Genomic DNA, 23,174 nt, shown 5'->3' on the forward strand with positions numbered 1-23,174 from the left:
CGGAGCCGCCGCGAGGATCAGAATTCCTGCCAGTCGCCGTCGTTGGAGACGACGGTGCTGGAGTGGGTACGGCGGATCGGTGCGGGCGTCGACAACGGTCGCGAAGGCGCAGGGCTGGCAGCCTTCGGCGCGACCTTGGCGGTCACCGCCTTCACTGCGACAGCGACCTGGTTGTCGAGGCGGAAGATCGCCACGGCGTCGGCCAGCTGTGCGGCCTGGTCTTCCATCGCCCGCGCGGCGGCGGTGGCTTCTTCCACCAGCGCGGCGTTCTGCTGGGTGGTTTCGTCCATCTGCACCACGGTCTGGTTGACCTGCTCGATGCCGGCGGACTGCTCCTGCGAGGCGGCGGAGATCTCGGCCATGATGTCGGTCACGCGCTGCACCGACGCGACGATCTCGCCCATGGTGCTGCCGGCCTGGTGGACCAGGCTGGAACCCTCGGCGACCTTGCCGACCGAGTCGTCGATCAGCCCCTTGATCTCCTTGGCGGCGGCGGCCGAGCGCTGGGCGAGGGTACGCACTTCGCTGGCGACCACGGCAAAGCCACGGCCCTGTTCGCCGGCACGGGCCGCTTCGACCGCGGCGTTCAGCGCCAGGATGTTGGTCTGGAAGGCGATGCCATCGATGACCGAGATGATCTCGGCGATCTTCTTCGAGGATGCTTCGATGGCCGACATGGTGGTGACCACCTGGCCGACCACGCTGCCACCCTGCGAGGCCACGCCGTGCGCGCCGATGGCGAGCTGGTTGGCCTGGCGCGCGTGTTCGGCGTTCTGGCGCACGGTGGAGGTCAGTTCCTCCATCGAGGCGGCGGTTTCTTCCAGGTTGGCCGCCTGCTGCTCGGTACGGCGCGACAGGTCGCTGTTGCCCGACGCGATTTCGCCGGCCGACAGGGTGATGCTGGAGGCACTGGCCTGGATCTGGCCGACGATCTGGGTCAGCTGGCTGACCGTGGCGTTTGCATCGTCGCGCATGCGGGCGAACACGCCCTGGTAGTCACCGTGCATGCGTGCCGTCAGGTCGCCGTCGGCAATGGACGACAGCAGCTGCGAGAGCTTGCCGAGGTTGTCATCGCTGACTGCCATCATGGCATTGAGGTTTTCCAGCATGGTGCGGAAATCGTGATCGAAGCGCTGTGCATCGCCGCGCTGGCTGAAGTCGCCAGCGGCGGCGGCACTGGCCAGTTGCTTGATCTCGGCGTTGATGCGGCCGAGGTTGGCCTTGACCGTGTCGACGGTGGTGGTCATCGCCGCCTTTTCGCCCGGATAGCGCGCGATGTCGCTGCTGAGGTCGCCCACGGCGTACTGCTGCACGACGTTCAGTACATCGTGCAGGGTCTGCACGTGGCTGCCGACCAGGACGTTGGTTTCCTGCACCATCAGTCCGTATTCGCCGGGGAAGCTGCTGGCGTCGATGCGGTAGCTGAGTTCACCGCCATCGTGGCGGCGCGCCATCTCGCGCTGGCCGCTGATGACCGCGTGCAGCTGCTGCTGCATGCGCGACATGGCTTCGAGCAGGCGGCCGGTTTCGTCATGCGGCTGCGGGCCGATGTGGCTGTCCAGCTTGCCGCCGGCAATGCCTTCGGCCACGGCGGTGGCCTGCTTCAGCGGGCGTGCGATGCGGTTGCCGATGACCCAGCTCAATGCCAGCACGATCAGCACCAGTACGCCGCCGGACAGGGTCATGATGGCGGTGAAGACCAGTGCCTGCTGCTGCACGTCATCCATGTATACGCCGCTGCTGACCACCCAGTTCCAGGGCTTGAACAGGCCGGCGTAGGACGCCTTGTCGTACAGGCCTTCGCTGTTGGCCTTGGCCCACTTGTAGGAGACCACCCCGCCGCCCTTGCGAGCCACTTCCACCAGGTCGTGGAACAGCTGCACGCCGTCCTCGGAGCGGAAGTCCTTCATGTCCTTGCCGATCAGGTCCTTGCGGAACGGATGCATCAGCACGCGGTAGTTCGTGTCGTAGACGCTGTAGTAATACGTATCGCTGTCGGCGCGCATGCGCGCCAGCGCATCGAGCGCGGCCTGGCGGGCGGCGGGCTCGGTGAGTTCGCCGCTGGCGGCCAGCCCGTGGTAGTGGTCGAGGATGCCGTAGGTCAGTTCAACCTGGGTCTTCAACGACGACTTGCGGGTTTCATTGAGGTCCAGGTACTGCATGCGGGCAGCGATCACCGAGAGCGCGATCACGCCGAGTGCGATCAGCAGCGTGAGCAGATTGAGCTTGCGTCGGACGGAGAGATTGCTGAAGTAGTGTTGCCAGCGATGCAGGAGATTCATCGAGCAGTACCCGGGTGGTGGTGGGTGGAGGCGCCGGTGCTGATCGGGAGCAGCGGTGACATGACCGTTATCGGCCGCGGGGGCGGGGGATTGAGGTGGGCTGTTCGAACGTATTCAGGTTCGTTTGCAGCGGCGGCTGCGGCGCTGCCGGCGGCAGGCTTTTGGAGCGACAGCAACAGCAACAGCAACAGCGGATGGTCGGCCCTGCAATGTTGAGGGGGAGCCGTGCGGTGATGGGCTGGCGGGACACGCCGTAAACCCGTCCATGGGGGCTCGATGGCGCCATCCATGGCGCCAACGGTCCCGCCAGCCCATCCCCGCACGACTCATCTAGCATCCCGGTGTCGGACGGCAAGTGCGTTGAGTTTCCAATTGGAAAGAGGGGTCAGATCCGTTTTCCTGCGGAAAACGGATCTGACCCCGGAAGCACTGCGCCGTTGGCTGGACAACACCTGGCGAGGCCGCAAAAAAAACGCCCCAGCGCAGGGCCGGGGCGTTTTCGTGCCTCAGGTCAGGCGGGAATCAGAATTCCTGCCAGTCTCCATCAGCCAGTTCGGTGGCCATGGATCGGCCGCCGGTGCTGCGGCGGGCCGGCGGTGCCGCCGCTGCCGGAGCCGGGGCTGCCGGTGCCGACGCGCGCGGTGCCGGTGCGCGCGTGGCGACCACGGCTTCGGCTTCGTCGACCACGAAGATCGAGACCGCCTCGCTGAGGTGGCCCGCCTGTTCTTCCATCGCACGTGCGGCGGCGGTGGCTTCTTCCACCAGCGCGGCGTTCTGCTGGGTGGTTTCGTCCATCTGCACCACGGTCTGGTTGACCTGTTCGATGCCGGCGCTCTGCTCCTGCGAGGCAGCAGAGATCTCGGACATGATGTCAGTGACGCGCTGCACCGAGGCAACAATTTCGCCCATGGTGGCGCCGGCCTTGTGCACCAGTGCCGAGCCGTCGTTGACCTTGCCGACCGAGTCGTCGATCAGGCCCTTGATTTCCTTGGCGGCGGCGGCCGAGCGCTGGGCGAGGGTACGGACTTCGCTGGCGACCACGGCGAAACCACGGCCCTGTTCGCCGGCACGGGCCGCTTCCACTGCGGCGTTCAGCGCCAGGATGTTGGTCTGGAAGGCAATGCCGTCGATGACCGAGATGATTTCCGCGATCTTCTTCGACGAGGCCTGGATGGCCGACATGGTGGTGACCACCTGGCCGACCACTTCGCCGCCCTGCGATGCCACGCCGTGCGCGCCGATGGCGAGCTGGTTGGCCTGGCGGGCGTGCTCGGCGTTCTGGCGCACGGTGGAGGTCAGTTCTTCCATCGAGGCGGCGGTTTCTTCCAGGTTCGCGGCCTGCTGTTCGGTGCGGCGCGACAGGTCGCTGTTGCCGGAGGCGATTTCACCTGCGGCCGAGCTGATCGCACGGCTGGACTGCTTGATGCGGGTGACGATCTCGCTCAGCTGCGCGGCGGTGGCATTGGCATCGTCGCGCATGCGGGCGAACACGCCCTGGTAGTCGCCATGCATGCGCACGGTCAGGTCGCCCTGCGACAGTGCGGCGAGCAGGCCGGAGATCTGTTCGATGCTGCCCGAGTTGGCGTCCAGCAGACCGTTGATCTGCTGGGCCAGCTGCAGGAAGAAGCCTTCCTTGTCGTTGGCATCGATGCGGCCGGACAGGTCGCCGGCAGCGGCCTGGGCGATCACCCGTGCCACTTCCGCCTCGACCTGCGCTTCCTGGGTGCGGTCGCGCCATTCCACTACGTAGCCGACGGTGTCGCCGTCTTCGTTGCGGATGGTCGACACGACCTGGGCGAACTGGGCATCGCCGTACTGCATCGGGCGGCGGGCAACGCCATGCTGCTTGAGGTTGGCCAGCAGGGTGTTGTCCATCTCGCCGCGGTGTTCAAGCACGGTGACCGGCTTGCCGACCAGCGAGGCGTGGACGTCGAAGTCGGGCAGGTCGCGGCGCAGCTCGTCCTGGTACTGGGCCAGGGTCTGCTGCAGGGCGCGGTTGCTGTAGACGATGGTGTTGTTGGGGTCGGTCAGGTAGACGCCGGTCGAGCTGTAATCCAGCGCGGTGCGGATGCGCAGGTTCTCGCGGGCGATGGCCTGGTCGGTTTCGGTGCGCTCGCGCAGGTCGCGCTGCATGCGCTGCATGGCCTGCATCAGTTCGCCCACTTCGTCCTGGCGGCTGACATCGATGTGACCATCGAGCTTGCCACCGGCGACGTCGTTGGCCACCGAGACGGCGCCACGCACGCTGCCGACCAGGGCACGGGCGAACAGCCACACCAGCACCAGGCCGAGCGCGGCGCCGCCGAGCAGGGCGATGACGGTCAGCACGGCCGAGGCGGAGTAGGTGGAGGCGGCTTCGTCGCGCGAGGCGCGGGCGAGGCGGTTGTCTTCGGCGATCAGCGCTTCAAGCGCGGCGCCGGCCTTGCGGTGTTTGGTGCGGGTCTCGCCGACGAAGGTGTCGATCGCATCGTCGGGCAGGTCCAGCTCCAGCATTTCGGTGACGCTGTCATAGGAGGCCAGCGCGTCCTTCCAGTCCTTGGCGAAGGTGTCGAACAGCTTCTTCTGCTGTGCGTTGTCGACCAGCTTCGGATAGTCCTTGATCGACTTGTCCATGCTGGTGCGCAGTTCGACGGCCTGCTTGCGGGCGTCGGCCTTGACGTCGTCGCTGGCGCGGATCAGCTGCTGGTAGGCGCTGTTGCGGTACTCGCCGAGCATGCCGCGCATCTCGCCGGCCATGCGGATGCTCTCCATGCGTGAACCAGCCAGCTCGGTGGTCACGTTGTTCAGCGAATGCAGGCCACGGTAGGCGACGATGCCCTGCAGCAGCATCACCAGCAAGAGGACACCGAAGGTCAGCATGAGCTTCGGCATCAGTTTCAGGTTGTTGATCCACGGCATGGGCGTTGCGATCTCCTAAGGCAGACGCGGCCGGGCGCGGGGCCCGGTTGCAACAGCCACGCCGGCACGCTGGCCGGCGCGGTCTGACGGACAGCGGATTACTTGATGTTGGCCAGCTTCAGGCTGGACGGCGAGCTGACTTCGATTTCCGCGCGCGAGGCGTCGCGCTGGATTTTGCCGATCACGCACACGGTCTTGCCTTCCAGGGTTTCCAGCGGGAAGGAGAACTTGCCGCGGTTCTCGCCGGCGATGCGTGCCGAGAAGGTGTGGCGCGGGAAGGCGCCGCCCATGTACAGGAAGGTCGGCTGGCCTTCGGAACCTTCTGCGAAGCGGGCCTTTTCGACCTTGCCGCAGACCATGCCGTCCTTGCCGACGGCGCGCGGTGCCATCTCCGGCGGAATCATCTCGGCCGACTGCGCGAAGGCGGAGGAAGCGGTGGTGGCCAGGACGGCAGCCGAAACGAACGCAAGCAGGGACTTCATCGGGGTGATTCTCCGGGGATGGTGATGGTGGATCCGGCCTTGGCGCGTTCCTGCGCGACCGGCTTCTGTCCCCCTATCGGCGTGGATGAGGGGAACTGAAGGGCTGCGTAACAGAAACGTGAAAAAGGTCCGTTTGCTCAGGCGGCAGCGTCTTCGACGACGTTGGTCTGGCCCATGTCGGCGCTGTCCAGCAGCGTTTCGATATCCAGCAGGATCAGCATGCGGTCGTCGTGGGTGCCGATGCCGGAGATGAAGCGGGTGTCGACGGCCGCGCCGAATTCCGGGGTCGGGCGGATCTGCTCGGCCGACAGCGGGATCACGTCGGAGACGCTGTCGACCACGATGCCGACCACGCGGTCTTCCACGTTGAGCACGATCATCACGGTGAAGGCGTCGTAGCGGGCATCTTCCAGGCGCAGCTTCAGGCGCAGGTCGATCACCGGCACGATGGTGCCGCGCAGGTTGATCACGCCCTTGATGTAGTCCGGGGCATCGGGGACGCGGGTGACGGCGTCGTAGCCGCGGATTTCCTGCACCTTGAGGATGTCCACGCCGTAGTGCTCGGCACCGAGGGTGAAGCTGAGGAATTCGCCATCGGCGCCGGCGGCGGAGCTGTTCTTGTCGTTCATCGAGGGGTCCTGGTTCTGCCGGAAGTGCCGGTGTCAGGCTCGATATCGGCCCCTGGGTGGGGGACTTTAGGCATCTGGTAGTGCCGGCCGCTGGCCGGCAGTTCCTGCATCCACGCATGGCGTGGATCTACTGGTTCCTGCATCCACGCATGGCGTGGATCTACTGGCACCGGTATCCACGCGGTTTCGAGGTTGCCGGCCAGCGGCCGGCACCACCCGCCGTGGGGGTGTCAGAGCTCGCCGTTGCGGCGTGCCTTGCGCTGGCGGTCGATGCGGAAGATGTAGCGCTGGATGGCGCTGTCGCCACCGCGCGGCAGGTCGTCAAAGCGCATGCCGACGCGCTTGACCTCGGTGCCGTTGGGCAGGCGTTGCGGCAGCAGGTTGCAGACCACCAGTTCGATCTGCAGGTCAGGGCCATCGGGCATCGACAGCTGCGCCCGGTAGCGCTGCTGCAGGCTGAAGATGGCGCAGTCGGTGGGCACGGTTACCGCCAGGCCGCCGCCACTGATGTCCACCACGCGCATCGACAAGGCTTCGGCGCGGGCCTCGCCCGGTGGCAGCAGCAATTGCGGTGAGTCGGTGATGGGGGTCTCCAGCCGGTACAGTTCGCGCCGCTGCAGGTGCACCAGTTCATCGGGCAGCGGTGCACGGAACGCCACATGGCCCTCGTTGTCCACGCGCTGCAGGTCATGCAGGCGGAAACGCACCAGTACCCGTTCCAGCTGGGCGAAGCAGAGCAGGTGGTCGGACTGTTCGGCGGCGCGGTTGGAAGCCTCCTGCGGGCTGCCATCGAGCAGCAGGAAATCCTCGTCGTCGTCCAGTTCAAGCAGGGCGGTGGGGAAGGATCGATCGCGGCCGTCGATATGGGCGTTGATCAGTGATCGCTGGTCGATCAGTGAACGCAGCAGCTGCCGCACCTGGCGGGGGTTGCGGACCAGAAAGCGATCATCCGCGGCGTCGGCCGCATGGACTTCGGGCAGTGCAGTGTCGTGGCCGTCGGACATGGAATCTGTGGTCAGGGGCGGGCGCCGACGCGTGTGGGCGCGTGGCTCGAAAGAGGTATCGGCTGCGTTGCGGATTTATGTAGCACCGAACGCACTCGTTTGCTCCGTTGTGCCATGCCCGCGGCGGTCGGGCAAGCGTGGTGCCCGGGCCGGGCATGGCCCGGCGCTGCCTTTCCGCTGACGGGGTGGCGCGCGGCCACCCCGATGCTGCGATCAGAACTCCTGCCAGTCGCCGTCACCGGCGAGGGCCGGCTGCGCAACGGGCTTGCGCACGCGCGCCGGTGCGGCGATGGATGCGGGCGCCGCCTTGCGCGGAGCACTGCTGGCCACGGCCATGGCTGCGCGCGGTATCGCATTGCCCGCGCTCGGTGCGGCCAGGCGGAAGCGTGCGACGGCCTCGCCCAGCTGTGCGGCCTGGTCTTCCATCGCCCGTGCTGCAGCGGTGGCTTCTTCCACCAGCGCGGCGTTCTGCTGGGTGGTTTCGTCCATCTGCACCACGGTCTGGTTGACCTGCTCGATGCCGGCCGACTGTTCCTGCGAGGCGGCGGAGATCTCGGCCATGATGTCGGTCACGCGCTGCACCGAGGCGACGATCTCGCCCATGGTGCTGCCGGCCTGGTGGACCAGGCTGGAACCCTCGGCGACCTTGCCGACCGATTCGTCGATCAGCCCCTTGATCTCCTTGGCGGCGGCAGCCGAGCGCTGGGCGAGGGTACGCACTTCGCTGGCGACCACGGCGAAGCCACGGCCCTGTTCGCCGGCACGGGCCGCTTCCACTGCGGCATTGAGCGCCAGGATGTTGGTCTGGAAGGCAATGCCATCGATGACCGAGATGATCTCGGCGATCTTCTTCGATGAGGCTTCGATGGCCGACATGGTGGTGACCACCTGGCCGACCACTTCACCGCCCTGCGAGGCCACGCCGTGCGCACCGATGGCGAGCTGGTTGGCCTGGCGCGCATGTTCGGCGTTCTGGCGCACGGTGGAGGTCAGTTCCTCCATCGAGGCGGCGGTTTCTTCCAGATTGGCGGCCTGCTGTTCGGTACGGCGCGACAGGTCACTATTGCCGGAGGCGATTTCGCCCGAGGCCAGGGTGATGCTCGAGGTGCTGGCCTGGATCTGGCTGACGATCTGGGTCAACTGGGCGACGGTGGTGTTGGCATCGTCACGCATGCGGGCGAACACGCCGTGGAACTGGCCGTCCATGCGTGCGGTCAGGTCGCCCGCGGCGATGGACTGCAGCAGCTGCGACAGCTGGCCAAGATTGCCGTCGGCGACCTCCATCATGCTGTTGAGCTGCTCGATCATCACGCGGAAATCGTGATCGAAGCGCTGCGCATCGCCGCGCTGGCTGAAGTCGCCGGCGGCGGCGGCCGATGCCAGCTGCTGGATCTGCGTGTTGATGGCCAGCAGGCTGGCCTTGGCCGCATCCATCGATTCGTGCAGGATCGCGCGGCTGCCCGGCAACCGGCGCGCATCGGGGGCGAGGTTGCCGGTGGCGTACTGGTTGAGCACATCGATGGCATCACGGATCGCATCCAGGTGTTCGAAGATGACCGTGTTGATGCCGCCGGCGAGCTGGCCATAGACGCCCGGGAAGTCTTCCGGAATGCGGTGGCTGATATCGGGGCCGGCATGCATCTGTGCCATCAGCTGGGTCTGCTCGGAGAAGCGACGCAGCATCGCGGTCATCTCCGCGGTGGCCGCCAACATGCGACCCGCCTCATCCTTGCCGGTGGCCTGGGTAGTGACGCTGAGATCGCCGCGGGCGACGGCCTGGATGGCATGCACTGCCTTGCCCAGTGGGCCGACCACGGCGCGCGAGATGATCACCGCCAGGGTGGCGGCGACCACGACCAGCAGCACGATGGCGGCGATGATGGCCAGCATGCTGTTGCGGTGGGTCGCGTTGGCGTCGTCGATCTTGCCCTGCATCTGGGTTCCCAGCAGCGCACCCAGCGCCTTCAGGTCTTCGAAGGCTTTGCGGCGCAGGGGGCGCGACTGCTCATCGGAAATCTGCCGGGCCGCTTCGCCATCACCGGCGGTGGCCGCTTCGCGCAGCTTGGTATTGGCGGCGAAGTAGCCATCGACGTCGGCCTGCACGGCCTGGTACAGCGTGCGCTCCTTGTCGCCGGACGGCAGCTTGGCATAGGCCGCCAGCTGCTCGCGCACCACTGCAGCGGTGTCGTTCATGCGCTTGTTGTAGTCGGCCACTTTCTCCGGCTGGTCCAGCATGCTGATCTGGGCCAGTTCATAGGTGCGGAACTCACCCAGCTGCGAGCGCACTTCACCGAGGTACTGCACCGATGGAATGTCGTTGGTCGCCATCGAGGTCAGCTTGGCGTTGGCTTCTGACAGGCGGACCAGGGCGAACGCACCCAGCACGACGGTCATCAGGGTGGTCAGGGTGAATCCCACAGCCAGCTTGCGGGCGATGGGCAGATCGTGGAACCACTTCATGCAGGGTGCTCCAAGGTGGGCAGAATACCGGCGGCGGCGCCGCGGGCAAAAGGTCGTTGCAGGAGGGAACGGTGGGGCCGGGTGAAGGATCGGTGACTGCCGTCAACCCGAGATAGCGGCGCAGCTGCGCCGTACTTTATGGACCGATGTCACATTCGCTGGCGTAGGGGAAACCAACGGAAAGCGAGCAGTGGCGGGGCTTTCGCCGTGGCGGCGTGGTTTCAGGCGAAACCATGCGCCCGATCAGGTTCACGACGCAGGACGACGGAGTTCACAGTTGCGGGCGCCGCCGCGTTGCGCGTGGGTACGATTGCTGCCTGCGCCCGCGCGCAAACGAAAACCGCCGCCCCGGAGGGCGGCGGTCAGGTACAACGTGTAGCACAGCTCAGGCGGCCTGCGGCACCCGCAGCGAACGCACCAGGCCGCCGATGTCGACGATCAGGGCGACGCGGCCATCGCCGAGGATGGTCGCACCGGAGACCCCGCCGATGCGGCGGTAGTTGTTCTCGATGTTCTTCACCACGACCTGCTGCTGGCCGACCAGTTCGTCCACTTCCAGCGCGATCTTCTGGCCATCGCCTTCAACCACCACCACCAGCGATTCACTGCCGGGTGCACGCTGGCCATAGCCGTAGTACTCGCTCAGCGACAGGATCGGCAGGTATTCGCCACGCACGCGCAGCACGCGGCCTTCGCCGGCCATGCTGCGGATGTCGTCAGGCTGCGGCTGCAGTGCTTCAAGCACGTAGGCCAGCGGCAGGATCAGGGTTTCGCCGGCCACCGCCACGGTCATGCCGTCGAGGATGGCCAAGGTCAACGGCAGCCGGATCAGCGTACGGGTGCCGGTGCCGAGGCCGCTTTCAATCTGCACCTCACCACCGAGCGCCTGGATGTTGCGGCGGACCACGTCCATGCCCACGCCACGACCGGACAGGTCGGTGACGGCATCGGCGGTGGAGAAGCCGGGCTGGAAGATCAGGTCCCAGACCTGCGAGTCGGTGGGGTTGTCCGGTACGGCCAGACCGCGTTCCTGCGCCTTGGCCAGGATCTTCTCGCGGTTCAGGCCGCGGCCGTCGTCGCTGACTTCGATGACGATGTGGCCGCCCTGGTGCGATGCCGCCAGGGTGATCGTGCCGGTCTCGTCCTTGCCGGCATCGCGACGCACGTCCGGCATTTCCAGGCCGTGGTCGATGGAATTGCGGACCAGATGCACCAACGGATCGGCGATCTTCTCGATCAGGCCCTTGTCCAGCTCGGTGCCTTCGCCGATGGTGCGCAGGCGCACGTGCTTGCCCAGGCGGCCGGACAGGTCGCGGACCAGGCGCGGGAAGCGGCGGAACACTGCGTCGACCGGCAGCATGCGCACGCCGATCACAGCCTCCTGCAGGTCACGGGTATTGCGTTCAAGCAGGTCCAAGCCGGCGAACAGGCTCTCGGCATGCACCGGGTCCAGCGCGTGCGAGACCTGCTTGAGCATGGCCTGGGTGATGACCAGTTCGCCGACCAGGTTGATCAGTGCATCGACCTTGTCGACGCTGACGCGGATGGAGGTTTCCGCTTCCTGGTTGCCGCCGGCATTTGCAGCCGGTGCGGCAGCGGCGGGCGCAGGAGCAGCGACCGGCGCGGCGGCCGGTGCCTGGGTGGCCAGGCTTGGCGGTGCGGCCGGACGGATGTCCAGTTCGCAGTCGTCCAGTACCCAGGCGAAGGTGTCTTCGATCTTGCTGCGCGGCACCTTGCCGACCAGGCCCAGGTCCCACGCAAGGTGGGCTTCGAGCGGGTCGAGCTGGGCGAAGCCAGGCAAGCGATCCATGCGCGCGGCCACCTGCAGCGAACCCAGGTGTTCCAGTTCGCGGATGATGCGCAACGGGTCGTTGCCACTCATGAACAGTGACGGCGCCGGGGTGAAGCCGATCTGCCAGGCTTCCGGCGTGTCGTCCATCTTGCTGGCGGCAGCGGGTGCAGCGGCGGCGGGCGCCTGGCCGGACAGCACCGCTTCCAGGCGTGCCTTCACCGCAGCGACCGCTGCAGGATCGGCGGGCTGGCCGTGCTCGGCCTCGCGCAACAGGGCGCGCAGTACGTCTACCGACGACAGCATCGCATCGACGGCGTTGCCTTCCAGTGCGCGCTTGCCGGCCCGCAGCTCATCGAGCAGCGTTTCCAGCACATGGGTCAGCCCGGCGATGGCATCGAAACCGAACGTGCCTGCGCCACCCTTGATGGAGTGGGCGGCACGGAACACCGAGTTGATGATCTCCGGGTCCTGTTGTCCCGATTCCAGGGCCAGCAGGCCAGCCTCCATGGCGTCGAGGCCTTCGCGGCTCTCCTCGAAGAAGGTGGCGTGGAAGCGTTGCAGGTCCATGCTCATGGCAGTGGCGATCCGGAAGCGAAGAGGGGGAGCAGTGCGGGGCGATCAGCCCAGCACTTTCTGCACGGTGGCGACCAGCTGTTCGGGATTGAACGGCTTGACCAGCCAGCCGGTGGCACCGGCGGCCTTGCCTTCGGACTTCTTGTCCGCTGCCGACTCGGTGGTCAGCATCAGCATCGGCGTGAACTTGTAGTCCGGCAGCTGGCGCAGTTCGCGGATCAGCGCGATGCCGTCCATGTTCGGCATGTTGACGTCGGTGACCACCGCATTGAAGCGCTGGCCCTTGGCACGTCCGAGCGCGACCGCGCCGTCTTCAGCTTCTTCGACGGCAAAACCGGCCGAGGTGAGGGCGAAGGAAACCATCTGGCGCATCGACGCCGAATCGTCCACCACCAAGATACGTGCGCTCATGCAGCGTTCTCCACAGATTTCAGGTTGTCATGGGGTACGTCCAGGCCCAGGGCCTGGGTGACGCCCAAAAGGCGTGCAGCGTCACGGAAGGTTGCAGTGCAACCGTGGAAGCCGGTGCCCAGGCCTGCCTCGCGGCGGGCCTGCACGAAGGCGCACAGCACCTGCATGCTGGCGGTGTGGATGCGGCCGACCTGGCTTGCATCCAGGGTCAGCTCGCCTGCTTCCGCCACCAAGGGCGAAAGGCGGTTCTTGAGCTCGGTGCTGCTCTCGATGCCGAGATCCTCACCCAGTTCGACAGTGCTCATCGTTGCTCCGGACAAACGGTTCCAGCATTCATAACGGCACCGTGGGGCGGTTCTTTAGGGGTATCGGCGCTGCGCGCCGATTCAGAGCACGGATTCACCCCAGCAGCTGCGTGGCGTCGAGCAGGATCATCGGCCGCTGGCTGATGCGGGCCACGCCACGGAACAGTTCATTGGAGATCTGGCAGATGCGGGCGGTATCGGGTGGCTCGATCTGCGAGTCGGTCAGGTTGGCGACGTCCTCCACGGCCGACACACGCAGGCCCAGGGTCTCGCCGTTCTCCTCAAGCACGACGATGCGGGTCTGCGCGTCATCCTCGGCGGAGGCCGCACCCAGGTGCAGGCCGAGATCCATCACCGGCACCACCTGGCCACGCAGGTTCATGATGCCGAGCATTTCCGGGGCAGTGCCGCGCAGTGGCAGCAACGGCACCGGCAGCACCACTTCCTGCACCTTCAGCAGTTCCAGCGCGTAGGCCTGGGTGCCACAGCGCAGGCGCAGCCAACGTGATGTGCGTTCGCCGGCGCGGCGGTTCTGCGGATGCGGGCTGCTGGCGGGCTGATGCGCCTGGGCCTGCAGCTCCTGCCAGGAACCGGGGCGGTTGCTGGAGGGTGTGTCCACCGCGAGACGTGGCGGCGGTGCGACGGCGGCGCGGGTCATCGATGGCATCGGTGCTGGTGCGGGGCGCGCGGCGGCCTTGGCAACGGCCGGCGCAGCGATGGCAGCAACCACCTCGCCGTCGGCGGCGGCTTCGAAGGCGGCCTGCAATCCGGGGCTGTCGGTGTGCGCCAAGCTGTCGGCGGCGTCGGTTTCGTAGATCACTTCGTCCGGCAGGTCATCCCAGGTGGGTTCCGGCGCGGGCGGTGCGACAGCGGCAGTGGCCACGGGCGCGGTTTCATGGACGACCTCGGCCGGCAGGTCGTCCCAGGTGGGCTCGCGGTCAGCGTCGGCGGCAGGTGCGGCAGCAGCGTCGAAGGCGGCTTCCAGCGCCGCATCATCGTTGGCCGGAGCGGTTGCGACGGCGTCGGTTTCGTAGATCACTTCCGCCGGCAGATCCTCCCAGGTCGGCTCGCGCCCGGTATCGGCCGCAGGCGTGGCAACGGCGTCGAAGGCGGCTTCCAGCGCCGCATCATCATTGGCCGGAGCGGTTGCGACGGTGTCGGTTTCGTAGATCACTTCGGCCGGCAGATCGTCCCAGGTCGGCTCGCGCCCGGTGTCGGCCGCAGGCGTGGCAGCCGCGTCGAATGCGGCTTCGAGCGAAGCATCGTCGTTGGCCGGGGCCACTGCGACGGCGTCGGTTTCGTAGATCACTTCGGCCGGCAGATCATCCCAGGTCGGCTCGCGCTCGCCGTCGGCTGCTGCGCTCGTCGGGCGTGGCGCGGCATCAGCGGCGAGCGGTGCGACGGCAATGTCGCCGAGCAGCTCGTCCAGATAGTCGTCCAGCATGCCGGTGGTGTTCATGCCGCCTGCTCCAGGGCACGTGCGTCCTCACCGAGGATCCAGTTCAACGCACGCCGATAGGCCGCCAGGCCGCGTCCCGGGTAGTCCTCGCCGATGCTCGGCAGGGTCAGGCCGGCCGCGTTGCTGATGCGGGTGTCGATCGGAATCGCGTCTTCCCAGACGCGGCTTGCGTGGCGGTCCTGCATGGCGCGCAGCGATTCATTGCCGGTGCGGGTGCGGCGGTCGAACAGCGTCGGCAGGATCGAGATCGGCAGCGGCCGGCGGCGCGAACGCTCGACCATCTCGCCGGTGCGGACCATGCCATCCAGGCCGTGCAGGGCCAACGGCTCGGCCTGGGTGGGAATGATCAGGCGATCGGCCGCGGCCAGCGCATTGATCATCAGCAGGCCCAGGGTCGGTGCGCAGTCCAGCAGGATGTAGTCGTGCTGGCCCTGGTGACGGGCAAGCGCGTTCTGCAGGGCCAGGCCGAGGCCAGGCTGGTTGGCGCTGCGTCGTTCCAGCGTAGCCAGCGAAGCCTGCGCGCACACGTAATCGAGTCCGCCGATGTTGCTGGCATGGCTGAGCGTGGACAGGTCGGCCGGCGGTGCGCCGAACAGCTCCAGCACGCCGGCCGGTGCCGGCTCGATCGGCACGCCGAAGGCGCGGGTCAGCGAGGCATGCGGATCGAGATCGATCAGCAGCACGCGGTGGCCGAGCGCGGCCAGGCCGCGACCGAGGGCGAGGGTGGTGGTGGTCTTGCCGACTCCGCCCTTCTGGTTGGCGACTGCCCAGATGCGCATCGGATTACTCCTTCATTGCCGGGGGAACGGCGGCGCCGACACGGCTGCCAGCCGGCACCGGTGGCAACTGCACCGGTGCGATGGGGGAAGTGGGGGTGGTGGCCGGTGCGGTGGCGGCCTGTTCGCTGGCGCTGCGGGCAGCGCCGGTGGCGGCATTCAGGCGTTCGCCGAGCGGGTCCACCGAATGACTGGTGTCGGCCAGGATGATGACCATCACCCGCCGGTTGCGATTGCGGCCCTGTGCGCTGTCGTTGTCTTCGCGGGGGCGGAACTGGCCGTAGCCGACCATCGCCAGCCGCGATGGCTGCAGCCCCTGGTCGGCAAACAGATGCACCACGCTGGCCGCGCGCCCGGCCGACAGCTCCCAGTTGGACGGGAAGGTGGCGGTGGCGATCGGCACGTTGTCGGTGTGTCCTTCCACGCGAACGCTGTTGGGCACGTCGCGCAGCACGCCGGCCAGGCTGGCCAGGGTGTCGCGCGCATGCACGTCCAGCGCCGCCGAGCCGGTCGGGAACAGGATGTCGCTGTTGATCTCCACTTCGATCCACAGTTCGGTACGGCGCACGCTGATCATGCCGCGGTCGATCAGTGGCGCCAGCGCCGCGGTCAGGCGGTCGGCGATGCTGTTGAGCTGGCGCTCGGCACGCGCGATCTGTTCCTGGTTGTGCACCGACACCGGCATGCGCATCTGCGAGGCCATCGCCGGCAGCAGGGTGGGGTCATGCGAGGGCGCGGGAGCGGACGGCCCGATCTTGGTGCCGGACTTGATCACCGACGGGCTGTCCCAGCCGCCGCCCTGCACCTGCTTGTTGCCCACCTGCACCGGATTGATGGTGCGCGGCGCGCCACCGAAGGCATCGGTGAGGGCGTCGGCCATGATCCGGTACTTGCCCTCGTTGACCGAGGAGATCGCGTACATGACCACGAAGAAGGCGAGCAGCAGCGTCATCAGGTCGGCATAGGGGATGGCCCATGCCTCGTGATTGGCGTGCTCTTCGTGGTGCTTGCGGCGGGCCATGTCAGTGCAGGAAGCCGGAGAGGTTGGTTTCGATGTTGCGCGGGTTCTCGCCCTGGGCAATCGAGATCAGGCCTTCGATGACCATTTCGCGGTCGCGGCTGGAATGGGCGATCACGCCCTTCAGCTTGGCGGCGATGGGCAGGAACAGCAGGTTGGCCGAGGCGATGCCGTAGATGGTGGCAGTGAACGCGGCGGCGATGCCGTGGCCGAGCTTGCTCGGGTCGGCGAGGTTCTTCATCACCGCGATCAGGCCGAGCACGGCGCCGATGATGCCCAGCGTGGGCGCATAGATGCCCATGCTTTCAAACACCTTGGCAGCGGCCTGGTCCTGGTGCTCCTGGCTGCCCAGTTCGATCTCCAGCATGTGCCGGATCGATTCGGGTTCAACGCCGTCCACCAGCAGCTGCAGGCCCTTGCGCAGGAACGGGTCCTGCTGCGCTTCCACCTGCGATTCCAGGCCGAGCAGGCCCTGGCGGCGGGCGATGTTGCTCCATTCCACGATCTGCTGGATCAGTTCACGACGGTCGCTGTGCGGCGGCCGCACGACCCAGCGCACGATCTTGAAGGCGTGCTTGAACACCGCTGGCGAGGTGTGCAGCAGGATTGCGGCGATGGTGCCGACGATGACGATCACGAACGCCGCAGGCGACCACAACGACGCCAGGCCGGCGCCCTTGAGGATGCTGCCACCGACCAGCGAGGCCAGGGCGAGGAAAAGTCCAATGAGGCTGAGTCTATCCATGGGTCCGGTATCGGCTTGTATGAATGGGACTTGAGACACCGGTAGGTCGTGTACAGACGGTAGTCACAGTTTTCGGGTCGCCGGGCATGGCCCGGCGCTACCCTGCGGGCCGTTTCCGGTAGCGCCGGGCCATGCCCGGCGGGCTTCAGCGCAGCCCGTCCACGTCCAGGATCAGCGCCATGCGACCATCGCCGATCAGGGTTGCACCGGCATAACCACGCAGGCCGCGCAGGGCCTTGGGCAGTGGCTTGATGACCACTTCCTCACGCCCGCGCACCTGGTCCACCACCAGCCCGAAGCGTGCTTCACCGGCCTGCAGCACGACGATGGTCAGCAGGGGCGAGGTGGCCGGCGTCACATCCAGCCATTGCCGCAGGTCGACCAGCGCCAGCGTGTGCGAGCGGCGGTCGAGCACGGCGCGGCCGTCGAACCAGCCCAACGAGGTGCGCGGCGCATGCAGCACTTCCATCACACGGGCCAGCGGCAGTGCGTAGACGTCTTCGCCGGCCTGCACCAGCAGGGTCGGCAGGATCGCCAGGGTCAGCGGTACGCGGATCATGAAACGGCTGCCGCGGCCCAGTTCCGACTGGATCTGGATCTGCCCGCTCAGCTCACGGATGCGCGACTGCACCACGTCCATGCCGACGCCGCGGCCGGAAATGTCGGTGACCTGCTGCTTGGTCGAGAACCCTGGCAGGAACACCAGGTGCAGGCATTCCTCGCTGCTCAGGCGGGCGGCGGCTTCCGGATCGATCAGGCCCTTCTCACGCGCCTTGGCGCGCAGTTTTTCCGGATCGATGCCGGCGCCATCGTCCTGCACTTCGATGCTGACGTAGTCGCCTTCCTGCTGTGCCGACAGGCGCACGTGACCCATCCGCGGTTTGCCCTGCGCTTCGCGCAGGTCAGGCATTTCCACGCCATGGTCGATGGCGTTGCGGACCAGGTGCACCAGCGGGTCGGCCAGCGCTTCGACCAGGTTGCGGTCGAGCTCGGTTTCGGCGCCGATCAGTTCCAGGTCCACTTCCTTCTTCAGCGAACGCGCAACGTCGCGCGCCACCTTCGGGAAGCGCGAGAACACCTTGCCGACCGGCTGCATGCGGGTGCGCATCACCGCCGACTGCAGGCGCGCGGTGGCGATATCCAGCGTGGACACGGCGCGGTCCAGCTCTTCATCGCGCAGGCGCGCGCGCAGCGTCTTCAACCGGTTTCGTGACAGCACCAGTTCGCCGATCAGGTTGACGATGGCATCCAGGCGCTTGGTATCCACGCGCACGGTGTGTTCGGCTTCGGCGACAGGCTTGTTGGGTGCGGGCTTGGCAGCGGGCGGGGCCGGCGAGGGCGCCGATCGCGGTGCCGGTACCGCAACAGCCGCTGCGGCGGTGTTGCTGCCCGGGGCGGCGCCGCCATGCAGCTGGTCGAGCAATGCTTCGAACTCGTCCTCGCTGATCATGTCGTCGGCCTTCTTCGCCGCCGCCACGGTTGTCGGGGCCTTGCCGCCATGCAGCTGGTCGAGCAGGGCCTCGAATTCGTCGTCGGTGATCAGGTCGCCGCCGCCCGCACCCGGCGTCGCGGCCGCAGGCGCGGCAGCGCCGCCGCCATGCACGTCGAACTGGGCGACCAGTTCGGGCGGGGCAAAGCCCGGCTCGGTGCCCGAAGACACCGCGTCAAGCATCGATTGCAGGTAGTCCAGTGACTGCTGGGCGGCATCGAAGTGATGCGCCTGCAGGACGGCCTGGCCGGCGCGTGCGGCGCCCAGTGCTTCCTCGGCGGCGTGGCACAGCTCGACCATTGCGGTGATGCCGAGGAAACCTGCGCCGCCCTTCAGCGTGTGGTAGCCGCGGAACACCGCGTTGAGCTGTTCATTGTCCTGCGGTGCCTGTTCCAGCGACACCAGCTGTTCGCCGAGGCGATCCAGGATCTCCTGGGCCTCGATGATGAAATCGGCAGTGATGTCGTCGGCTACTGCGCCCATGGTTACAGCCCCAGATCCGACAACAGGTCGTCGGCGTCGTTCTGCGAGACCGCATGGCGGTCCAGTCCCTTCAGTGCCGGCCCAGCCAGTTCCGGATCGGTGCGATGCTGTTCCGGCGGCAGGCCGAGCGCGCCGAAGCCTTCGTGCACGCGGCGGACGATGCCCACCACGCGACGGATGATCTGCCCGGTCAGGTCCTGGTAGCTCTGGGTCAGGGCGATCTCGGTGAGGTTGTGGCGGATGCGGTCGAGCTGCACGTCCTGGCCCGGCTGCAGGCCGTCGGCGCGCAGCTGTTCGGTCAGGCTGCGGCACTCTTCGGCCAGGTCCAGGGTGCGGTGGGTGGCCTGTTCGGTCATCGCCACCACGTGGTCCAGGCGCGCGCAGGCATCGTCCAGCTCGCCGGCTTCATCGGGCACGGTCGGCAGTTCGCCCAGCGCCTGGCCCAGCTCGCGGGCCAGCCGCGAAAGGCCGCTCATCATCGGCTGGGTGCGCAGCGCGACCAGGCCGTCGATGCGCTGGCGCCATGCGGCCTCGTCGCCGGATTCCAGTGCATCCAGGGCTTCCTGCAGGCGCAGGGCGAGGGCGCTCTTGTCGACCGTGGTATCCATCAAGCGCTGGCCGCCAGGCGTTCGAAGATCTTGCCGAGCTTCTCTTCCAGCGTCTGTGCGGTGAACGGCTTGATGATGTAACCGTTCACGCCGTTCTGCGCCGCTTCGATGATCTGCTCGCGCTTGGCTTCGGCAGTCACCATCAGCACCGGCAGGGTCTTCAGCTTGGCATCGGCACGGATGGCCTTGAGCAGTTCGATGCCGGTCATCACCGGCATGTTCCAGTCGGTGACCACGAAGTCGAACGGCTGGCTCTGCAGCAGCGACAGCGCGGCATGCCCGTCCTCGGCTTCGGCGGTATTGGTGAAGCCCAGATCGCCCAGCAGGTTCTTGACGATACGACGCATGGTCGAGAAATCGTCGACGATCAGGATGCGCATGTTCTTGTTCAAAGCAGAGTTCCTTTGTTGATCAGCTCTCGAGGCCGGCGTCGGCCGCCTCGAAAATCTTCAGTCGGCCACGCAGGCGCAGGACCGCCTGGCCGTGGATCTGGCAGACCCGCGACTCGCTCACGCCGAGCACTGCGCCGATCTCTTTCAGGTTCAGTTCCTGCTCGTAGTAGAGCGACAGCACCAGCTGTTCGCGCTCGGGCAGGTGGCCGATGGCATTGCCCAGCTCGCGGCCGAACTCGCCACGTTCCAGTACCTGCTGCGGGGTCGGGCCGCCCTGGGCGACGGTGTCCAGCTCGCCCTGGTCTTCAATGCGCGACTCCAGGCTCAGTACCTGGCCGCGCGAGGCGTCCTCCATCAGGCGCAGGTATTCGGGCAGCGGCATCTCCATCGCGGCGGCCACTTCGGTGGCGCTGGCGGCGCGGCCGGTGCTCTGCTCCAGGCGGCGGATGGTGGCTGCAGCGTCACGTGCACGGCGGTGCACCGAACGCGGTACCCAGTCGCCACGACGGATCTCATCGATCATCGAACCGCGGATGCGGATCGAGGCGTAGGTCTCGAACGAGGCACCCTGGTCGGCGTCGTAGCTGCGCGAGGCTTCGATCAGGCCCATCATGCCGGCCTGGATCAGGTCGTCCACCTCAACGCTGGCCGGCAGGCGTGCGGCCAGATGGTGGGCGATGCGGCGCACCAGGTCCGAGTGCTGGGCGATGACCTCGTTGGCCGCCGTGCGCTGGACCTCTCTGTACTGGGCGGCGCCTTTCATGCTGCCACCCCGCGCTGCTTGATGATGCGTTCGAGGAAGAACTCGACGCCACCGCGCGGCTCGGTCGGTGCCTGCCAGCGGGCGGTGCGGCGGGCGATCTCGGTGATCGCCAGTGCCGACGGGCTGGACGGATAGGCCTTCACCACCGGCTGCTGGCGCTGCACCGACAGGCGCAGCCAGTCGTCCTGCGGCACGCAGCCGAGGTAGTTCAGCGAGACATCGGCGAGGAATTTCTCGCAGACGCGGGTCAGCTTCTCGTACAGCACGCGGCCTTCGTTGGGGTCGCGCACCATGTTGGCCACCACCTGGATGCGGTCCACGCCACGTTCGCGCGACAGCACCTTGATCAGCGCATAGGCGTCGGTGATCGAGGCCGGTTCATCACAGACCACCACCACGGTGTCCTGCGCGGCCTGGCAGAAGGTCAGCACGCCATCGGTGATACCGGCGGCGGTGTCCACCACCATGATGTCCAGCTCGCGCTCCAGTTCGGAGAACACGTTGACCAGGCCGACATGCTCGGCCGGGGCCAGCTCGGCCATGTGCCGGCGGCCGGACGCAGCCGGTACCACCAGCACGCCGTTCGGGCCTTCGATGATCACGTCATCCAGGCTGCAGCGGCCAGCGACCAGGTCGGCCAGGGTGTTGGTGGGGCTCAGGCCCAGGATCACGTCGATGTTGGCCAGGCCCAGGTCGGCGTCCAGCAACAGGGTGCGTTTGCCCATTCCCGCAAGCGCCACGGCCAGGTTGGCCGATACGTTGGTCTTGCCGACGCCGCCCTTGCCGCCGGTCACGGCAATCGTGCGCACAGGGCCGAGCGGCTCGCTGCGGGTCGCCGTCAGCGGGAAGGTGGTGGTCAGCTTGGCGTACTCACGCGACGGCATGGTTCAACTCCGGGTTGCAGGGCATATCGGCCGCGCGGCGCAAATCTTCAAGGCGAAGTACAAGATTGGCTGCACTGGCCCGGTGCAGGTCGTCCGGGACGTCCTGGCCATCGGTCACCCAGGTGATCGGCAGCTTGTGGTCCACCGCCACCGACAGGGCGTTGCCGAAGCGGCCGGTCTCGTCCAGCTTGCTCAGCACCAGGCCCTGCAGGTTGGCCGCGCCGAAGCGGCGGACCACCTCGTCCATGTCGCCGAAGCTGGTGTTGGCCGGCAGTACCAGCAGGGTGCGGACCTGGCGGGCGGCGCGCAGCCACTGCAGCTGGGCGGCCAGCGCACGGTCGCGCGGGCCCAGGCCGGCGGTGTCGATCAGCACCAGCTTGTAGTCCTTCAGGCGTTCCAGCAGCTGGTCCAGGTCGGTGCCGCTGTTGGCCTCGTGCACGGCGATGCCGAGCTGGCGGCCGTAGCCGTACAGCTGTTCGCGGGCGCCGATGCGCATCGTATCGGTGGTGACCAGGGCGACGTCGCGGGCGGCATGGGCTTCGGCGAAGCGCGAGGCCAGCTTGGCGATGGTGGTGGTCTTGCCGGCGCCGGTCGGACCGACCAGGGCGATCACGCCGCCTTCCTCCATCGGATCGACCGGGGCGATCGGCAGCTTGCGCGAGATCAGCCCCAGCATCAGGCCGCGGCCGCGATGCGCTTCGGTTTCCAGCGGGATCTGCATGGCCACGTCGCGGGCGATGCCGGCATCGAAGCCGTACTCGTCCATCAGGTCCAGCGCGGTGGCACGCACCGGGCTGCCGCGCAGGCGCTCGTCGGTGAAGCGGTTCATCTCGCGCTCGATCACCTGGCGCATGCCGGCCACTTCCTGGCGCAGGTGGCGGATCTCGGCGTCATCGGCGACCAGGGTCAGCGCGGGTGCTGGCGCCAGCGCCGGCATCGGTGCCGGTGCAGCCTCGGTCGGCTGCACGACATCCTGCGCGTGTGAGGCTTGGTCTTCGGGTGCCGTGGTGGCCTGGAGGGCAACCGGCAACGGCGGCGGCGTCACTGCCGGCAGCTGCGCGCTGTCTTCCAGCGGCGGGTCGATCTGGAAGCGGGCGCGGTTCACCGGCGCGGCTGCCGCAGGCGAGGGCGAGGGCGCCACGATGGCGTCGGCAAACGGGGCGAAGATCTGTTCCGGCAGCGTCGATTCATTGACGGCGGCGCGCGCCAGGGTGGCGGCAAAGCCGGTGCTGCCACGCGTCGGCACGATCTCGTCGGCGCTGTCCAGGGTGCGGCCGGTAGCGCCGACGGCGGCGCGGGCGAGGGCGGCGACGGCCGAGGTGGTGGCGGCCACCGGCTCCGGTGCCGGGGTGCCGCTGCGACGGCGGGTGACCGCGGCGATCACTGCGTCGGCGGCGCTGCGCGGCTTCGGCGCGGGCGGCGGTGCCACGTCGCGGCGCGACGCTTCCAGGGCGCGCTGCACGGCGCTCTCATCGTAGTTGGCGGCGGCCACGATCTCGATGCCTTCCTCGATCCGGCGGTTGGACAGGATCACGGCATCAGGACCATGTTCCTTGCGCACCAGGTTCATGGCCGAGCGCATGTCGGCGGCGACGAATCGTTTGATTTTCATGCTGTGGTCACGGGACGAAGTCGGCGGAGTGGCGGTCGGAGAACGCGGATGGTCGGTGGTCTGCACGGTTCGGGTTCCCCTTGGAATCTGTCTGTTGCGGGTGTTTGAA

At 67.4% G+C, this 23,174-nt stretch carries 18 protein-coding genes and 1 pseudogene; all 19 read right to left on the reverse strand.

Annotation, left to right across the window (positions count from 1 at the left end):
* Window positions 1-17: 17 nt before the first annotated feature.
* A complete protein-coding gene (locus CLM74_RS10370) occupies window positions 18-2,282 on the reverse strand; it encodes a methyl-accepting chemotaxis protein (RefSeq protein WP_105164000.1) in 2,265 nt (754 codons plus the stop codon).
* Between the two features lie 522 nt (window positions 2,283-2,804).
* Window positions 2,805-5,180 carry a methyl-accepting chemotaxis protein gene (locus tag CLM74_RS10375; RefSeq protein ID WP_032975460.1) on the reverse strand — a complete coding sequence of 792 codons (2,376 nt, stop codon included), beginning with the start codon at window positions 5,178-5,180 and terminating at the stop codon, window positions 2,805-2,807.
* Window positions 5,181-5,278: 98 nt separating this feature from the next.
* A complete protein-coding gene (locus CLM74_RS10380; RefSeq protein WP_025878966.1) occupies window positions 5,279-5,662 on the reverse strand; it encodes a hypothetical protein in 384 nt (127 codons plus the stop codon).
* A 137-nt stretch (window positions 5,663-5,799) separates the two neighbouring features.
* Window positions 5,800-6,291, reverse strand: a complete 492-nt coding sequence (locus tag CLM74_RS10385; protein ID WP_025878967.1) for a chemotaxis protein CheW — start codon at window positions 6,289-6,291, stop codon at window positions 5,800-5,802.
* Between the two features lie 230 nt (window positions 6,292-6,521).
* Window positions 6,522-7,295, reverse strand: coding sequence for a flagellar brake protein (locus CLM74_RS10390; protein WP_025878968.1), 774 nt, complete (start codon window positions 7,293-7,295; stop codon window positions 6,522-6,524).
* A 213-nt stretch (window positions 7,296-7,508) separates the two neighbouring features.
* Window positions 7,509-9,755 (reverse strand): methyl-accepting chemotaxis protein, encoded by a 2,247-nt coding sequence (locus tag CLM74_RS10395; protein WP_025878969.1) that lies wholly within the window; start codon window positions 9,753-9,755, stop codon window positions 7,509-7,511.
* A 385-nt stretch (window positions 9,756-10,140) separates the two neighbouring features.
* Window positions 10,141-12,120, reverse strand: a complete 1,980-nt coding sequence (locus CLM74_RS10400) for a chemotaxis protein CheA (RefSeq protein WP_105164001.1) — start codon at window positions 12,118-12,120, stop codon at window positions 10,141-10,143.
* 45 nt (window positions 12,121-12,165) lie between these two features.
* Window positions 12,166-12,531: a response regulator gene (locus CLM74_RS10405; protein WP_025878971.1), complete on the reverse strand. Its 366-nt coding sequence runs from the start codon at window positions 12,529-12,531 to the stop codon at window positions 12,166-12,168.
* Window positions 12,528-12,836: an STAS domain-containing protein gene (locus CLM74_RS10410; protein ID WP_032975458.1), complete on the reverse strand. Its 309-nt coding sequence runs from the start codon at window positions 12,834-12,836 to the stop codon at window positions 12,528-12,530. Before CLM74_RS10410 ends, CLM74_RS10405 begins: the two co-directional genes overlap by 4 nt.
* 94 nt (window positions 12,837-12,930) lie before the next feature.
* Entirely contained in the window at window positions 12,931-14,295 is a 1,365-nt protein-coding gene (locus CLM74_RS10415; protein WP_105164002.1) for a chemotaxis protein CheW, read from the reverse strand.
* The gene (locus CLM74_RS10420) at window positions 14,292-15,074 is read right to left on the reverse strand and encodes a ParA family protein (RefSeq protein WP_025878974.1); all 783 of its coding nucleotides are present in this window, start codon (window positions 15,072-15,074) and stop codon (window positions 14,292-14,294) included. Before CLM74_RS10420 ends, CLM74_RS10415 begins: the two co-directional genes overlap by 4 nt.
* A gap of 172 nt (window positions 15,075-15,246) precedes the next feature.
* Window positions 15,247-16,092 (reverse strand): annotated as a pseudogene (motD, locus tag CLM74_RS10425) (flagellar motor protein MotD); the annotation flags it as partial.
* A gap of 1 nt (window position 16,093) precedes the next feature.
* Window positions 16,094-16,834, reverse strand: a complete 741-nt coding sequence (locus CLM74_RS10430; protein WP_025878976.1) for a flagellar motor protein — start codon at window positions 16,832-16,834, stop codon at window positions 16,094-16,096.
* Window positions 16,835-16,979: 145 nt separating this feature from the next.
* Window positions 16,980-18,806 carry a chemotaxis protein CheA gene (locus CLM74_RS10435; protein WP_105164003.1) on the reverse strand — a complete coding sequence of 609 codons (1,827 nt, stop codon included), beginning with the start codon at window positions 18,804-18,806 and terminating at the stop codon, window positions 16,980-16,982.
* A gap of 2 nt (window positions 18,807-18,808) precedes the next feature.
* Window positions 18,809-19,414, reverse strand: a complete 606-nt coding sequence (locus CLM74_RS10440; protein ID WP_025878978.1) for a protein phosphatase CheZ — start codon at window positions 19,412-19,414, stop codon at window positions 18,809-18,811.
* Window positions 19,414-19,806 (reverse strand): chemotaxis response regulator CheY, encoded by a 393-nt coding sequence (cheY, locus tag CLM74_RS10445; RefSeq protein ID WP_005413247.1) that lies wholly within the window; start codon window positions 19,804-19,806, stop codon window positions 19,414-19,416. Before cheY ends, CLM74_RS10440 begins: the two co-directional genes overlap by 1 nt.
* Before the next feature lie 19 nt (window positions 19,807-19,825).
* Window positions 19,826-20,569, reverse strand: a complete 744-nt coding sequence (locus CLM74_RS10450; protein WP_025878979.1) for an RNA polymerase sigma factor FliA — start codon at window positions 20,567-20,569, stop codon at window positions 19,826-19,828.
* Window positions 20,566-21,453: a P-loop NTPase gene (locus CLM74_RS10455; RefSeq protein ID WP_025878980.1), complete on the reverse strand. Its 888-nt coding sequence runs from the start codon at window positions 21,451-21,453 to the stop codon at window positions 20,566-20,568. The genes CLM74_RS10450 and CLM74_RS10455 overlap by 4 nt, the downstream gene beginning before the upstream one ends.
* On the reverse strand, window positions 21,440-23,065 hold the full coding sequence (gene flhF / locus CLM74_RS10460; RefSeq protein ID WP_105164004.1) for a flagellar biosynthesis protein FlhF: 1,626 nt from the start codon (window positions 23,063-23,065) through the stop codon (window positions 21,440-21,442). The genes CLM74_RS10455 and flhF overlap by 14 nt, the downstream gene beginning before the upstream one ends.
* Window positions 23,066-23,174: the final 109 nt, after the last annotated feature.

Source organism: Stenotrophomonas sp. MYb57 (genome assembly GCF_002966815.1).
GTDB lineage: Bacteria > Pseudomonadota > Gammaproteobacteria > Xanthomonadales > Xanthomonadaceae > Stenotrophomonas > Stenotrophomonas indicatrix.